At 71.4% G+C, this 15,019-nt stretch carries 11 protein-coding genes; 9 read left to right on the plus strand and 2 right to left on the minus strand.

Features of this window, described 5'->3' with window-relative positions:
• The 4 genes from LWF15_RS08575 to LWF15_RS37390 all read left to right on the plus strand — a co-directional run.
• A partial coding sequence (locus LWF15_RS08575) for an ATP-binding protein (protein ID WP_232809873.1) occupies positions 1-1,177 on the plus strand: 1,177 nt, incomplete at its 5' end.
• A 617-nt stretch (positions 1,178-1,794) separates the two neighbouring features.
• Positions 1,795-5,259 (plus strand): DUF5682 family protein, encoded by a 3,465-nt coding sequence (locus LWF15_RS08580; protein ID WP_269809863.1) that lies wholly within the window; start codon positions 1,795-1,797, stop codon positions 5,257-5,259.
• The gene (locus LWF15_RS08585; protein WP_232809875.1) at positions 5,256-7,085 is read left to right on the plus strand and encodes a hypothetical protein; all 1,830 of its coding nucleotides are present in this window, start codon (positions 5,256-5,258) and stop codon (positions 7,083-7,085) included. Before LWF15_RS08580 ends, LWF15_RS08585 begins: the two co-directional genes overlap by 4 nt.
• Positions 7,086-7,191: 106 nt before the next feature.
• Positions 7,192-7,677, plus strand: a complete 486-nt coding sequence (locus LWF15_RS37390; RefSeq protein ID WP_232809876.1) for an SPOR domain-containing protein — start codon at positions 7,192-7,194, stop codon at positions 7,675-7,677.
• Here LWF15_RS37390 and LWF15_RS08595 read toward each other — a convergent pair.
• Complete coding sequence (locus LWF15_RS08595; RefSeq protein ID WP_232809877.1) at positions 7,648-8,301, minus strand: TetR/AcrR family transcriptional regulator; 654 nt, start codon at positions 8,299-8,301, stop codon at positions 7,648-7,650. The two genes, LWF15_RS37390 and LWF15_RS08595, sit on opposite strands and share 30 nt — an antisense overlap.
• A gap of 186 nt (positions 8,302-8,487) precedes the next feature.
• Between LWF15_RS08595 and LWF15_RS08600 the strand changes: the two genes are divergently transcribed.
• Both LWF15_RS08600 and LWF15_RS08605 read left to right on the plus strand, forming a co-directional pair.
• The gene (locus LWF15_RS08600; protein ID WP_232809878.1) at positions 8,488-9,999 is read left to right on the plus strand and encodes an MFS transporter; all 1,512 of its coding nucleotides are present in this window, start codon (positions 8,488-8,490) and stop codon (positions 9,997-9,999) included.
• Between the two features lie 98 nt (positions 10,000-10,097).
• On the plus strand, positions 10,098-11,255 hold the full coding sequence (locus LWF15_RS08605) for a GTPase family protein (protein WP_232809879.1): 1,158 nt from the start codon (positions 10,098-10,100) through the stop codon (positions 11,253-11,255).
• Positions 11,256-11,290: 35 nt separating this feature from the next.
• On the opposite strand, the gene LWF15_RS08610 is transcribed toward LWF15_RS08605, so the two are convergent.
• Positions 11,291-11,893: a PH domain-containing protein gene (locus LWF15_RS08610; protein WP_232809880.1), complete on the minus strand. Its 603-nt coding sequence runs from the start codon at positions 11,891-11,893 to the stop codon at positions 11,291-11,293.
• Between the two features lie 205 nt (positions 11,894-12,098).
• On the opposite strand from LWF15_RS08610, the gene LWF15_RS08615 reads away from it, so the two are divergent.
• The 3 genes from LWF15_RS08615 (at position 12,099) to LWF15_RS08625 (ending at position 14,919) form a co-directional block, all read left to right on the plus strand.
• A complete protein-coding gene (locus LWF15_RS08615) occupies positions 12,099-13,445 on the plus strand; it encodes an FAD-binding oxidoreductase (RefSeq protein WP_232809881.1) in 1,347 nt (448 codons plus the stop codon).
• Positions 13,446-13,488: 43 nt separating this feature from the next.
• Positions 13,489-14,259, plus strand: coding sequence for an SDR family NAD(P)-dependent oxidoreductase (locus LWF15_RS08620; RefSeq protein ID WP_232809882.1), 771 nt, complete (start codon positions 13,489-13,491; stop codon positions 14,257-14,259).
• Between the two features lie 102 nt (positions 14,260-14,361).
• A complete protein-coding gene (locus LWF15_RS08625; protein WP_232809883.1) occupies positions 14,362-14,919 on the plus strand; it encodes a GAF domain-containing protein in 558 nt (185 codons plus the stop codon).
• Positions 14,920-15,019 lie beyond the last annotated feature (100 nt).

Here is a 15,019-nt window from a genome sequence, read left to right on the forward strand (position 1 = left end):
CGGAGCCAGTGGGGCTGGGGCCGGTGGGGCCGGGGCTGGCGGCCCGCGGCAGGTTGATCCGCCGGAGCACAAGTTCGCCGCCGAGTTGGAGTTCCTGGCCGCTTATGACGACGGAGCCCGTCCTCCCGGCTGGCGGCTCACTCCCCGCGCCGTCGTCACCTTCGTCGTCGGTAGCGAGCGCCCACTGTCCTTGCCGCAAGGCGTTCAGCGCGAGGGCATTCCTCAGCGGATGACGATCTCGGAGAAGTTCGTCGGCGAGCGGGCCCTGGTCGAGCGCTGCGTGGTCACCCTGGCCGGCGAGCGCGGCCTGCTGCTCGTCGGCGAGCCCGGCACGGCCAAGTCCATGCTCTCCGAACTGCTCTCGGCGGCCGTCTGCGGAACCAGTGGCCTGGTGGTCCAGGGCACCGCCGGAACCACCGAAGACCAGTTGCGCTACGGCTGGAACTACGCCGCCCTGCTGGCTCAGGGGCCGAGCCGCGCCGCCCTGGTGCCCTCCCCGGTGATGAGCGCGATGTCGTCCGGAGCCGTCGCCCGCGTCGAAGAAGTCACCCGCTGCCTTCCCGAGGTGCAGGACTCGCTGGTCAGCATCCTGTCCGACCGCCGGATCGCGGTGCCGGAACTGACCGGGGAGGACTCGGCCGTGCACGCCGCCCCCGGCTTCTGCCTGATCGCCACGGCCAACCTGCGTGACCGCGGGGTCTCGGAGATGTCGGCCGCGCTCAAGCGGCGGTTCAACTTCGAGCAGGTGCAGCCGATCGCCGACATCGAACTGGAGACGGCGCTGGTCCGGCGTCAGGCCGCGGCGGTGTTGGAGCGGGTGCAGGCTCCCTTCACGGTGGACGACGCGGTGCTGGAGGTCCTGGTCACCGCCTTCCGCGACCTGCGCACCGGTAGCACGGTCGAGGGCTGGGAGGTGGAACGCCCGTCCACCGTGATGAGCACCGCCGAGGCGGTGTCCGTGGCCGCTGCCCTGGGCCTCGCCTCGGCCTACTTCCCGACCGGTCGCGACGTGCTCTCGCTGCTGCCCGGGCACCTGCTGGGGGTGGTCCGCAAAGACGACCCGGCCGACGCGGCAAGGCTTCTGGGCTACTGGGACGGAGCGGTGCGGCGTAGGGCCGAGCGCGGTGGACGGCTCTGGCGACAGGTCTGGGAGCTGCGCGGAAGGCTGGAGGTCTGAGAACAACCATGGGAAGTTCACCCCCGCCGGCCAATCCGGCCAATCTGACCGAGCCGGCCGATCTGGCCCGCGGCGACGCGACGCCGCAGGTCGGAACCGTGCTGTCTGCAGAAGGGCTCGCCGGTACCGGGTCTGATTTCGGTGCTGGGCGTCGACGGTCGGGAGGCAACGCTGCACGAGATACCTCTTGGGGTGCGGTGATTCAGGAAAGCATCGGGCAGGGCGGTGCTGGGCGGGACGGTGCGGGGCAGGGCGGCGCCGGGCGGGACAGTGCCGGGCGGGACGGCGCGGGGCAGGGCGGCGCCGGTTGGGACAGTGCCGGGCGGGGCAGTGCCGGGCGGGACGGCGCGGGGCAGGGCGGCGCCGGTTGGGACAGTGCCGGGCGGGGCAGTGCCGGGCGGGGTAACGCCGGGCAGGGCGGCGCTGGGCGGGGCAGCGCGGGGCAGGACGTGGCCGGTCAGGACGCCGCCGTACGATCGTTGGCCGTGTCGGACGCAGCGGCCCGCGACGCAGTCGCCCGCGACGCCCGTCCCCGAGCGCGCGGAGCCGGCAAGCGTGATGGTCGCGCGACCGAGCGGCGCAGTGCGTTGCTTGATCCCCGGGCGGCCGTCGCCGAGATGGTCGCCGCTCACCCGTATCTCATCGGTGTTCGCCATCATTCGCCCTCCCTTTCGGCGGTGATCCCAACCCTGCTCGAGGAGCTGCGGCCCGATGCCCTGCTGATCGAGATGCCTGGCCAGTTCGAGCGGTGGATGCCCTGGCTGGGGCATCCGGACACGGTCGCCCCGGTCGCGCTCGCGGGCTCGGGCGAGCCGCTGCCGTTCTATCCGTTCGCCGACTTCTCCCCAGAACTGGTGGCGATCCGGTGGGCGGTCGCGCACGGGGTGAAGGTCGTTGCGTGCGACCTTCCGCTGGGTGATGCGGGCTGGGGAGAGGGCACGGCCAAGAAGGCCCAGAAGAAGAACATGGTCGCGGCCGACGCGAGGAGCAGTTCGGATCACGGCGACGACCTGAGCCCGAAAACTATTTCACATCAACCTTTCTCCCGCGCACTACGTCACGCCCAGACCGGCCGCGACGGCGACGACTTGTGGGACCGCGTGGTCGAGGCGCCCGCACCTGGATCCACCCCCGAACAGGTCCGGCGGGCTGCTCTGGCGGTGGGCTGGGCGATGCGCGCCGACGAGGCCGCCGACGGCGGGGTGTCGGGGGTCGACCTCCGCCGCGAGGCGCAGATGCGGGCCGTCATCCGCGAGTACCAGCAGCAGCACCCGCAGGCCCGCACTGCCGTTCTGGTCGGCGCCTTTCATGCGCCCGCACTGGTCGGCTCGGCCATCACCGATCCGGCCGAGCAGTCGAAGGTCGAGGCGCTCACCGAGCCCCGGCCGGTCCGGGATGTGACCACCAGCCTGGTTCCTTACGCCGATCCGTTGCTGGACAGCCGCTCTGGGTATCCGGCCGGCATCCGCGACCCGCGCTGGCAGGCCGAGACGGTCAGGGCCGGCGGTGATCCCGCTCGGGTCGCCACCGCCGCTGCGAGGGTGGCTGTCGAGGTCTGCGCGCAGATCCGGGCGGGCGGGCATCCGGCGGGTCCGGGTGAGGCTCGCGAGGTGGTGCGGTTGACCGAGGACCTGGCCCGGCTGCGTGGTCTGCCCGCACCCGGCCGCAGCGAGATCGTCGAAGCGCTGACCACCGTCCTGGCGCAGGGCGAGGCGCTGGGGCGCGGACGGGTGGTGGCGCAGGCGATGGAGCGCGTGCTGATCGGCGAGCGTCGCGGTCGGCTGGCCCCCGGCACTCCCCGGTCCGGGCTCGGTCCCTCGCTCGAGGCCCTGCTCAGAGAGCTGAAGCTGCCGAACCCAGAGGCTCCGGGGCGCAAGGAACTCCGGCTCGATCCGCTGCGTAGTCCGCTCGACCGGCGGCGCGAGATCACCCTGCAGCGCACCCAGGCCTGCGGCATTCACTACGCCTTGGCCGCCGAGGTCCAGGGGGTCGGGGCAGCCGCCGCTCTGACCACTCACTGGCTGGCCGAGTGGACGCCGTCGTCCGCGGCCCTCACCGAGATGGCCGGGCTCCTGGGCGTGACCCTGGAACAGGCGGCCGAGGGCACCTTGCGCAGGCAGCGCGAGCGGGAGCGGGCCGAGGGCGGCAGCACGGCCTCGCAGGTGCTCGACGGTCTGCTGGCGGCGGCCGAGTGCGGGCTGCCCGGGCTGGCCGCCGACCGGCTGGACGACGTGGCCCGGGTCCTGCCCGCCTCCGCCACCCTGCCCGAGCTGCTGACCGGCCTGGACCTGCTCAGCCGGCTGGAGCAGCAGACCATCCCGGGGCTGGCCGGCCTGGGTGACCCGGCGGCCTGGACCGGCCACCCCCAGATCCAGCTCGGCGTGGTCGTCGACGAGGTGCACTCGGCGGCGATCCGCCAGGTGGACGGCCTGGCCGGGTCCACCGATCCGGCCGACGCCCGGGCCCTGCTGGCCCTGGTCGTGCGGCACGACCAGCTCGGGACCGGGCTGCGCCTGGAGGCTGCGCTCAAACGCCTGACCACCGAAGGCAGCCCGCTGATGCGGGGCGCCGGGGCGGCGGTGCAGGTGCTGCTCGGGCTGGACGACGCGGCCGAACTCGGTCACCGGGCCGCGGGCTGGCTCGACCTGGATACTCCGGTCGAGCTCACCGCCCGCTTGTCCGGCCTGCTCATCGTGGCCGGCCCGTTGCTGGAGGCCGGCGGGGACGTGCTCGACCCGTTGCTGGCCCGGCTCGAGCAGATGCCGGACGCCCTTTTCCTGCGCAGGCTTCCGGCGGTGCGCGGCGGCTTCGACGTCCTCACCCCGGCCGCCCGCAGTCGTCTGCTGGCAGCGGTCGAGGCCCGCCTGGAAGACCGGCTCGACCTGGTGATGACCACCGATCCGGTGCTGCTCGGACGCTGGGCCCAGGCCGACGCCCATGCTCTCGAGGTCCTGCGTGAGCGTGGCCTGGCCGGCACCGTCAGCCTTGCCCCGGCCGACCGGTGGCGGCTGGTGCTGGGCCAGAAGCAGGGGCAGCTGCAGGGGCAGGCCAAGCGCTACGGCGTGGCGTTGGACGAGCTCTACGGTCAGGGGCGGGGTGAAGGGGCCGGGGGCGACCTCGGCGGAGGCGGCGCGGGCGACGGCCCGGCCTATCCGGGGGTACGTGAATGGTCCGAGGAACTCACACAGCTGTTCGGGGCCGGCGTGCGGGAAGAGGTTCTGGCCGCGGCCGCCGCCGGTGGGCGGGTGGATGCGGCGCTGGCGATCGACCCGGCCTCGGCCCGGCCTTCCGTGGAACTGCTGACCAGCGTGCTCTCGTTGGCCGGGGCCCTGCCCGAGCGAACCGTGGCCCGGCTGCGCCCGCTGGTGGCCAAGGTGGTCGCCGACCTCACCCAGGAACTGTCCCGCACGCTCACCCCGGCTCTCACCGGACTGACCTCGCCCCGGCCCACCCGTCGTCCGGGTGGGCCGATCGACCTGCACCGCACCATCCGGGCCAATCTGCGTACGGCGCGTTACCGGCCCGACGGAACCCCGGTCGTCATTCCTGAGCACCCGGTGTTCAAGACCCGCAGCAAGCGCACCACCGACTGGCGGATCATTCTGCTGGTCGACGTCTCCGGCTCGATGGAGGCCTCGACGGTCTGGTCGGCCATCACCGCCGCGGTGCTCTCCGGTGTGCCCGCTCTGACCACCCACCTGCTGGCCTTCTCCACCGAGGTCATCGACTTCACCGGCATGGTCAGCGATCCGCTCTCGTTGTTGCTGGAAGTCAGTGTGGGCGGTGGCACCTCGATAGCCACCGGGCTGGCGGCCGCCCGCCAGCTGGTCACCGTGCCCAGCCGCACCATGGTCGTGGTGGTGAGCGACTTCGAGGAGGGCGGGGCCGTCGGCCCGCTGCTGGCGCAGGTGAGGCTGCTGGTCGACGCGGGGGTGCACGTGCTGGGCTGCGCCGGGCTGGACGAGACCGGGGCGGCGAGATACAGCGTCTCGGTGGCCGGTCAGCTCGTGGGGGCAGGCATGCCGGTCGCCGCCCTGAGTCCTCTCGAGCTCGCTCGCTGGGTGGGGGAGCAGGTCAGATGAAGCTGCCTCCGGCCGATCCGCTGCTCGTGGCCGAGACGATCGCCGGGCTGCCGGCACGGCTGCAGAAGCGCCTGGACGCAGCGGTTTCCGGCGCCTCCGGGTGGCAGTACGCCGACGAGGTCGTCGACCTGGGATCGGCCAAGGTCACCCTGCGGCCCGAGCAGGGTGCCCTGCGCCGTCCTGAGAATGTGCTCTGTGACTGCCTTCTGGCGCCGGGCTGTCTGCACCGGGCCGCGGTGCTGAGCGTGGCACCGGTGCTGGAGGCCGAGACTCCGGCTCCTGAGCCGGTCGAGTCCGCCGGTAGCCCGGAAGGTCACCAGGTGGGCGACCGGCCCAGCGATCCCGAGGTTCCCCCGCTGGTTGGTGCCGAGGAGGACCGGACAGGCCCACCGACGTCTTCAATCGAGCAACCGGACCACCCCGCGAACCCGTGGAAACCCACGGAACAAGCCGCTGCACAAATGATTTGGGACGGGGCGGCCCAGTTGCTCGAGTCCGGGACGGTCGGTGCGGGGGCGGCTTTGCAGGGACAGTTGCTGGCAGGGGTTCATCAGGCGCGGTTACGGGCGCTGCACCGCCTGGCCTCGGCCACCACCCGGGTGGTGAGCGGGATTCGGGCGGCACGGTCCGACGACGCCTCGTTCTCGTTGCCCTCGCTCACCGCCGACCTGCTCGAGGTGCTGGCGGTCGCGCACGTGGTGATCAGCGGCCGAGGTGGACCGGACCAGTGGCGCGGAACGGCGCGCACGGTCTATCAGGGAGTCGGCGGGCTGAGACTGGCCGGTCTGTGTATGGAGCCGGTGACGAGCGCGGCCGGCTACGCGGGTGTGGTGGTGTGGCTCACGGATGCCGATGGACGTCTGTGGTCGGTCTCGGACGTCAAACCCGGCGATGCGGAACGCATCCCGGCATCAGCCTCGGGGCCGGTCGCAGTCGGCGAGACCGGGCTTTCGCACCGGGAACTGACCCGCGCCGGCATGATCATGGCCTCGGCCACCGCCAATCCGGACGGACGACTGGGGTCGGGCAACGCGGTCCGGGCGGTTCGCGCTGCGGGCGTGGCCTGGACCGAACCTCAGCTGGCAGTGCGGTTCGGTCCACTGAACGGTCAGGCCGCCGAGGCGAACAGCGCTCGGCCGGCCTCCGCGCGGGTGCCTCGCCTGCTCTCGCTGACGGTCTGTGGCAGCGAACGGGATGCCATTCTCGCGGTCGACGACGCGGGGGAGGGGGTTCGGCTCGTCGTCCCTGGTGGTGACCATCGTCAGGTCCACCGCGAAAATCTGCGGCTGCTGGCCGAAAAACCGGGGCTGCGGATGCTGGCGGTCGCGCGTCCTCGGCCTGACGACGTGAACGGCTCGGCCGCCCCGGCCCGATTCCTCGGACTGCCCGCCACGCTCGAGCTGATCGCCATCGGGGGTGGTGATCTGCGGCTGCCGGCCGCCCTGAACGGGCACGCCGATCTGGGGTTCGACCGGCTGAGCCCCCGATACTTACGGCCCTCCGGCCCGCCACCGCCGTATCCCCAGGCCGGCGAGGTCACGGATCCACTTCTGGCCTACCGGCGTCGTCTTCAGAGGGTGGTCTCGGGCGGCCGTAGAACGCTGTCCGTGCCCGGCGTCCCTCAGGATGTCCGCAAGGAGGCCGCGTTACTGCGCCGCGAGCAACTCGCTACGGCGGCCACCCTGCTCGAGGGTCTGCTGGCGGCCGCCCAGCCCGCCGGACGGGACGTGTTCGGACGGCTCGCGGGAGGCGCCGACGATGAACTTGCCCGGGCCTGGCTGGCCGCCGGTACCTATCAGCGGGCGCTCCTCGAGGCACCGCAGTGACGGCTGTGACAGGGGTGACCCATGGACCTGGATGGGCGTCGATCCGAGGGATGACCAGCCGGATCGCCAGAAGGCAAGCAGCCGGTGCGCCTAGACTCCCGGCATCGTGACCGACGTGAGCAGCGCCTCCCGGCAGGAGGCGGAGCAGACCCAGACGCCGGCCACCGGTGTCTCCCGATGGTCGGTGCAGGCGCCCGGGATCGATGTGTTCTGGCCGATTCTGGCGGCGGTGCTCACCGCGATCGTGATCATCGTGGCGGCCATCGCCCACTCGTCCATGACCGCCGTCGGGGTCGGCACCCCACGTACCGACTGGGCACCCCTGCCCGCTGCGGCCACCGACGAACCGTTCGTGGTGGTGCAGGTGGCGAGCTTCCCCACCCGCGACGAGGCGCACGGTGAGGCACGGGAGCTGCGGCAGACCGGACTGGACGCCGGAGTGCTCAAGTCGGACCGGTACGCACCGATGAACGCCGGCTGGTTCGTCGTCTACGTGGGCCCGTTCGAGGACGATGCCGAGGGCCGGGCCCAGGCCCAGGCGATCACCGAGGAGATCGACGGCTCAATCGTGCGTACCCTCCAGCGGCGCTGACAGCCCGACCGCGGGCAGGATCACCGTGTCGATCAGGTGCAGCATGGCCTCGCGGGACGGGGCCTGCTGCTGGTAGAGCGCCCGGAACATGCCCATCGCGGGCCCGAGCGACGACATCAGCTCGACGTCCACCCCGGCCTCGATCTCGCCGCGCTCGATCGCCTGCTGGAAGATCTGCCGGAAGATGTTCTGCCGGGGGCGGATCATGATGTCGTTGATCGCCTCGAGCAGCTCCGGGTGCTGCGAGAGCATCGAGGCCACGCCGAGCATGATCTTGAGGTGGCGGCTGCCGTCGCTGATCGCCTTCGGCTTCACCATCGCCCGCAGGTCGCCGCGCAGCGAGCCGGTGTCCGGCGCCACGAAGACGGTGGCCTGGCCGGGGCCCGGGTGTTGCTTCATGCAGGCGATCGCGTCGACCACCAGCTCGGCCTTGGACGGCCAGCGCCGGTAGAGCGTGGCCTTGCCGGCCTTGGCCCGGGTGGCGACCATGTCGACCGTCATGCGCTCGTAGCCGATCTCGGCCAGCACGTCGAGGGCGGCCTCGAGGATCTCCGGGTCGCGCGAGTGGTCGCGTTTACGGCCCACCCTGGTCGGCTCGGCCGGCTTCGCCGTCGGCGTGGTCATCGCGGTGGCACCTCGGTTCATCGTTGTGGAGTGGCGTTCGGCCCTGTGAAGGACAACGACGCCCCGTGGCAAATAGTACCCGGCCGTTCCGGAACGGCCGGGTTACGGAACGTGGGGGTACCGGAACGGCGCAGTCCCGAAACTTCATTGTTCCGGAACTGGCGAGTCTCGTATATGGTTGCGCCCATGTCCCAGACCACATCTGCGCCGCCGGCGCCCGCCGCGCCCCAGGGGCGCTGGCTGACTCTCGCCACGGTCGCGTTCGCCCAGCTCATGGTCGTGCTGGACTCGTCCATCGTGAACATCGCCCTGCCGTCGGCCCAGGCCGACCTCGGGTTCTCCGACGGCGACCGGCAGTGGGTCGTCACCGCCTACGCGCTCACCTTCGGCAGCCTGCTGCTGCTCGGTGGCCGGCTCTCCGACCTGATGGGCCGGCGTCGGGCCTTCATCATCGCGCTGATCGGTTTCGCCGCGGCCTCCGCGCTCGGCGGCGCCGCCACGACGTTCGGCTGGCTGGTGGCGGCCCGGGCCCTGCAGGGGGTGTTCGGCGCCCTGCTCGCCCCGACCGCGCTGGCCGTGCTCGCCACCACCTTCACCGACCCGGTCGAGCGCCGCCGCGCCTTCGGCATCTTCGGTGCCATCGCCGGGATGGGCGGCGCCATCGGCCTGCTGCTCGGCGGCTTCCTCACCGAGCACTTCGACTGGAGCTGGACCCTCTACGTCAACTGCGTGATCGCGGTCGTCGCGGTGATCGGCGCCCTGCTCTTCCTGCCCGAGGTGCCGCGCACCGGTCCCCGTCCGCGGCTCGACGTGCCGGGCACCCTGCTGGTCTCGGCGGCTCTGTTCTCGCTGGTCTACGGCTTCTCCCACGCCGAGACCGACGGCTGGTCCGACACTCTGACCATCGGCCTGCTGGTGGCCTCGCTGGTGCTGGGCGTGGGCTTCGTCTGGTGGCAGACCCGGGCCGCGCACCCGCTGATGCCCCTGGCGATCGTGCTCGACCGCAACCGCTCCGCCTCCTACCTGTCGGTGCTGCTGGCCGGCATCGGGATGTTCGGCATCTTCCTGTTCCTGACCTACTACCTGCAGCTCACCCTCGGGTACTCGCCGGTCAAGACGGGCCTGTCGTTCCTGCCGATGATCGTGGCCCTGGTCTTCACCGCGCAGATCTCCAGCAACTTCCTGCTGCCGCGCTTCGGCCCCCGCGTGATGGTGCCCTCGGGCATGCTCTTCGCCGCAGTCGGCGCCTTCTGGCTCACCGGGCTCGACCTGGACAGCGCCTACGCCCCGGGCATCCTGTTCCCGCTGATCCTGATGGGCATGGGCTTCGGCCAGATGATGCCCGCGGCGATCCAGACGGCCACCCTCAACGTCGACCCGCGCTTCGCCGGCGTGGCCTCGGCCCTGGTCAACACCGGCCAGCAGGTGGGTGGTTCGCTCGGCACGGCGCTGATCAACACCCTCGCCGCCTCCGCGGCCACCTCGTACCTGGCCGGGCACCAGCCCGCCACGGCCCAGGTCCTCGCCGAGGCGGCGGTGCGCAGCTACAGCACGGCCTACGCCTGGGTGGGCGGGTTCTTCCTGGCCGGTGCCCTGCTCGCGGCCCTGATGTACCGCTCGCGGGCCACCACCGTGCAGGTCACCGCTACCACGGCCGACAGCGCAGCCGACCCGGCCGAGCCGGTGGTCATGCACTGAGTCGCCGGGGCACAGACTGCTCGCCCGCCTGGTCCTCGCACCAGGTGGGCGAGCGGGCCGAACCTGCGGGCCGGCGCAGAGATGCGAGGATTACCCGCATGGCACCCGCTCCCCGGGACTGGTTCAGCAAGCAGTTCGGCGACACGTTCGACGAGAAGGCGCGCGAGATCGGCCGGTTCAACCTGGCCATCTTCGGCAAGACCGGCGTGGGCAAGAGCACGCTGGTCAACGCGATCTTCGGGGAAGACGTGGCCGAGACCGGCATCGGGCAGCCGGTCACCATGGACAGTCATCTCTACATGCACGCAGACGGTCACTTCGGCGTGCTGGACACCCGCGGGCTGGAGATCGGTACCGACGACGAGACGATCCTGTCCGAGCTCAAGGCCTACGTGCGCCAGATGCGCCGGCAGCCGCAGGCCGAGCAGCTCCATGTTGCCTGGTACTGCGTGCGCTCGCTCGACCGGCGCTTCGAGGAGACCGAGGAGCACTTCATCCGCGAGCTCGACCGGCTCGGGCTCCCGGTGCTCCTCGTCCTCACCCAGGTACCCCGGCGGGACGGCCGCTGTCACCCCGACGCCGAGGCTCTGCGCGACGACATCGCCGGGCGCGACCTCCCGCTCGCCAAGGAAGAGATCTTCCTGACCAACGCCAAGGCCGACGACTTCGCCGGCCTGGAGGCGCACGGGCTGCAGGAACTGCTCGATGCCACCTTTCGCGTTGCCCCGGCCGGTGTGGAAGAGGCGCTCACGGCTGCTCAGAAGATCGACCTGAAGCGCAAGCGCGACTCGGCGAACAAGGCGATCCGCACCGCCGTCGGAGCCGCCGCGGCGGCCGGGGCTACCCCGATCCCGTTCTCCGACGCCGCGGTGCTCGTGCCGATCCAGCTCACGATGATGGCCACGATCTCGCACATCTACGGGGTCGGCGTGGACCGGGCCACCGCCGCCGCCCTGGCCGCCACCGCAGCGGCCACCGCCGGTGGGCGTTCCCTGGTCACCAGCCTGATCAAGACGGTTCCGGGGGCCGGTTCACTGGTCGGCGGAGGCATCGCGGCAGCGGTGGCCACCAGCGTCACCTGGGCCGTGGGCCAGGCCTGGACCACCGTCTGCTCGCGCCTGGCCCAGGGCAAGCTGACCAGCGTGTCCGGGGCCCTGGACAGCGATGCGATCCGGGAACTGTTCCTCGACGAGTTCCGCGGGAACATGCGCAAGAAGCTTCCCGGGGGCTACAAGTCCTCGGAAGAACAGAGGTGACCGGCCCGCCCGGGCCGCGCCACCCGTCCTCAGTTCTAGTTCTTGCGCCGCCACCAGGCCTGCTCGGGCTCACTGATCGGCACCCGCGACCCGGGCGCGGCCGCCTTCTGGGTCACCTTGCGGTCGGACGGCGCGAAGATGATCTGTGAGATCTGCTGGTAGTGCAGGTCCGAGTCGGGGATGTAGTTGATCGTGCTGAGGGCCTGGTCCTGACCGGCCGACTCCATCACGAACTTCCCGTAGCCGAGGATCTGCCCGGTCACCGTGCGGTCGTAGCGCATGTCGGTGACCTTCGACATCGGCATGATGTCGACCTGGCGGGTGATGATGCCGTGGACCAGCATGAGCCGCCGGTCGGTGGCCAGGAACAGCTCGTCGTACCACTCCCAGGCCCGGAGGATCAGCCGGGACAGCAGCAGCAGCCAGCCCACCGTGAGGATCTGGGTGAGCAGACCGGGGACGTCGTTCTGCCCGCTGACCCAGGCCAGGATGATCAGGCCGAAGACGGCCGTGGCGACCGGCTCGGCGAGCACCACCCAGTGCCTGCGCAGCATGAAGATGATCTGCTCGCTGGGGATGAGGTAGCGGTCGAGCTCCTTGGGCACGCCCGGGCCGAATCGTTCTGAATGCCCCACCATGATGACCACTCTAGGTCAGCGGAGATCGCTTCGCGCCGTTCGACTCGGGAAAGTCACGCCCCGATATTCCCGGTGGGTGACTGCGGGCACTGCCGTCTCACCAGCTTCTGACCCACAATGTCGACAGACGAAGTCAACAAGCGTCACCAGGAGGCATGCCATCAGTACGACCAGGCTCGAGGCGCTGGAGCGGGCCCTGCCCGGGATGAACCTCATCGTGGACGCCGACGTGGTGCGCAGCCTCAGCGCCGACGACGCGGAGTGGGCCCCGGTCGGTCAGGCGCTGGCGGCGGTGCGGGTGACCAGTACCGAAGAGGTGAGCCGGGCCGTGAAGGCCTGCGCCGACCTCGGCATCCCGGTGGTCAGCCGAGGGGCCGGCACCGGGCTCTCGGGCGGCGCCAACGCGGTGGACGGCTGCCTGGTGATCGACCTGTCGCGGATGAACCAGGTCCTCGAGATCGACGTGGAGAACATGATCTGCGTGGTCCAGCCCGGCGTGGTCAACGACGACCTGAAGGCCGCGGTGGCCGCCCACGGGCTCTGGTACCCGCCCGACCCGGCCAGCGCCCCGTGGTCGACCCTCGGTGGCAACGTCAGCACCAACGCCGGTGGCCTGTGCTGCCTCAAATACGGCGTGACCAGGGACTACGTGCTGGGCCTGGAGGTCGTGGTGGGCGGTCCGGCGGGGGCCTACGGCACCGTCACCCGGCTCGGCCGCCGCACCACCAAGGGGGTGGCCGGATACGACCTGACCGGCCTCTTCGTCGGCTCGGAGGGCACGTTCGGCGTGATCACCGAGATCACCCTGCGGCTGCGGCCGGCCCGCCGCGAGGCCCCGCGCACCGTCGTGGGTGCCTTCCCCAGTCTGGTCGCGGCCGGTGCCGCGGTCGCCGCCGTCACCGCGGCCGGTCTGCTGCCGACCGCGCTCGAGCTGCTCGACCGGGCCTGCCTGCAGGCCGTGGAGGACTGGAAGCACCTGGGGCTGGAGGCCGACGCCGAGGCGTTGCTGCTCGCGCAGGTGGACACGCCGGGCGAGTCCGGCCAGCTGGAGGCCGCGGCCATGGCCGAGGTGTTCGACCGGGCCGGGGCGCTGTGGGCGGCGGTCTCCACCGACGAGCAGGAGGCCGAAGCGCTGTTCGCGGCCCGGCGGCTGGCGTACCCGGCCCTGGAACGGCTCGGCCCGGTGCTCACCGAGGACGTCTGCGTGCCCCGCTCCGCGGTCCCGGCCATGCTGGCCTCGATCGTCGAGATCGGCGAGCGGCACCAGGTTTCCATCGCGACCATCGCCCACGCCGGCGACGGCAACCTGCATCCGCTGATCCGCACCTCGGCCGACGACGAGGCGTCCCGGGCCGCGGCCCAGGCGGCCTTCGAGGAGATCCTGACCTCGGCCCTGGCGGTGGGCGGCACGGTCAGCGGGGAGCACGGCATCGGCCTGCTGAAACGTGAGGGGCTGCGCCGGGAGCTGCCTGCGCCGGTGCAGGCTCTGCAGGTGGCGCTGAAGCAGACGCTCGACCCGCTGAACCTCTTCAACCCGGGTAAGGCGATCTGAAAGCCCCTTTCGCCCGATCCGGCACCGGGACAAGACTGAGGCCATGCGGAGCTTCGTTGTCACCGGCGGTGGACGAGGGGTCGGACGGGCGGTCGTGGAGCGCTTGCTGGCCGACGGCGACGTGGTGGTCGCGGTCGAGCTGGACGCCCGGGCCCTGGCCTGGATCGGTGATCATCCGGCCGGTGAACGCGTGATCGCCGTGCGCGGCGACGCCTGTCTGGAGGAGGTGGCCGAGCACGCGGCCGTGCTCGCCGCCGAGGCCGCGCCCCTGGCCGGCTGGGTGAACAACGCAGCGATGTTCCGCGACGCCTCCCTCGACACCGACGACGCGGCAACCGTTCTCGACCTGATCACCAGCAACGTGGCGGCCGCGGTGACCGGCTGTGCCGTGGCGGTGAAGCACTACCTGGCCGCGGGCCGGGCCGGGGCCATCGTCAACGTGTCCAGTCATCAGGCGCAGCGGCCGGTTCGCGGGGCCCTGCCCTACGCCACCGCCAAGGCCGCGATCGAGGGGCTCACCCGGGCCGCGGCGGTCGACCACGGCCCGGCCGGGATCCGGGTCAACGCGGTGGCCCTGGGCTCCGTCCAGACCGAGCGCTACCAGCAGTTCCTGGCCGGCCGGGACGCCGCGGCGGTGGCGGCGGTGAACGCCCAGATGGCCGAGTTGCACCCGCTCGGCCGCATCGCCCGGGCGGCCGAGGTGGCCGACGCGGTGGCCTACCTGCTCTCGGACTCGGCCTCGTTCGTGACCGGGGTGGTCCTGCCGGTGGACGGTGGCCGCGCGGTGCGCGGCCCGGACCCGGAAGAGAACTGATTTCATGACTGTATGCATGTCACTGCTCACGAGCCGTGGTCTAGGATCGCCGCGTAACGCGTCAAATGCGGCATCGCCACCGCCTGGCCCGGGGAGACGAAGATGAGCACGGATGTCCCGCAGACCGAAGAAGCGCAGCTGAGCGTCCAGGGCAACGCCCGTCTGGCCGCGGTGCACAAGTACACCGACGAGCTGGGGGCGCCGGAGGACGGCGCCTTCGACCGGATCGCCCAGATGGCCGCCAAGATCTTCAACACCCCGATCGCCACGGTGAGCATCGTTGACGACGACCGGGTCTGGTTCGCCGCCACCCAGGGGCTGGACGGGGTCCGGCAGGTGGGCACCGAGCCCGGCCTGTGCGCCTCGGTGGTCCACCACGAGGGCCCCTACATCGTCAACGACGCCGCGACCGACCCCCGCACGGCGGAACACCCGCTGGTGACCGGGGATCTGGCGCTGCGCTTCTACGCCGCGGCCCCGATCGAGGTGGAGGGGCACGCCCTGGGCACGGTCAACGTGATCGACCAGACCAGCCGCCCGCAGCTCGACCCGAACCAGATCAGCCTGCTGGTCGACCTCGCCGCCACGGTGGCGCAGCTGATGGAGATCCGGCTCGTCGCCCTCACCGCGATGAAGGAACGGAAGGTCGTTCGGGTCTGAACGTTAAGACCTGATCAGGCTGCATATATAAAGTCTCCACATGAATTGACGCTGCGGAGGCGGCGGTATTACATGGGCGGCGAGCCCGGTACGAATCTGG

The sequence above is a fragment of the Kineosporia rhizophila genome (genome assembly GCF_021277265.1).
Classification (GTDB): Bacteria; Actinomycetota; Actinomycetes; order Actinomycetales; family Kineosporiaceae; genus Kineosporia; species Kineosporia rhizophila.

What these genes read in the sequence shown, in the direction of transcription:
- LWF15_RS08580 (WP_269809863.1), top strand. Translation starts at nt 1,795, where the DNA reads ATGGTCGCCGCTCACCCGTATCTCATCGGTGTTCGCCATCATTCGCCC.
- LWF15_RS08585 (WP_232809875.1), top strand. Translation starts at nt 5,256, where the DNA reads ATGAAGCTGCCTCCGGCCGATCCGCTGCTCGTGGCCGAGACGATCGCC.
- LWF15_RS08595 (WP_232809877.1), bottom strand. Translation starts at nt 8,301, where the DNA reads ATGACCACGCCGACGGCGAAGCCGGCCGAGCCGACCAGGGTGGGCCGT.
- LWF15_RS08600 (WP_232809878.1), top strand. Translation starts at nt 8,488, where the DNA reads ATGTCCCAGACCACATCTGCGCCGCCGGCGCCCGCCGCGCCCCAGGGG.
- LWF15_RS08605 (WP_232809879.1), top strand. Translation starts at nt 10,098, where the DNA reads ATGGCACCCGCTCCCCGGGACTGGTTCAGCAAGCAGTTCGGCGACACG.
- LWF15_RS08610 (WP_232809880.1), bottom strand. Translation starts at nt 11,893, where the DNA reads ATGGTGGGGCATTCAGAACGATTCGGCCCGGGCGTGCCCAAGGAGCTC.
- LWF15_RS08615 (WP_232809881.1), top strand. Translation starts at nt 12,099, where the DNA reads ATGAACCTCATCGTGGACGCCGACGTGGTGCGCAGCCTCAGCGCCGAC.
- LWF15_RS08620 (WP_232809882.1), top strand. Translation starts at nt 13,489, where the DNA reads ATGCGGAGCTTCGTTGTCACCGGCGGTGGACGAGGGGTCGGACGGGCG.
- LWF15_RS08625 (WP_232809883.1), top strand. Translation starts at nt 14,362, where the DNA reads ATGAGCACGGATGTCCCGCAGACCGAAGAAGCGCAGCTGAGCGTCCAG.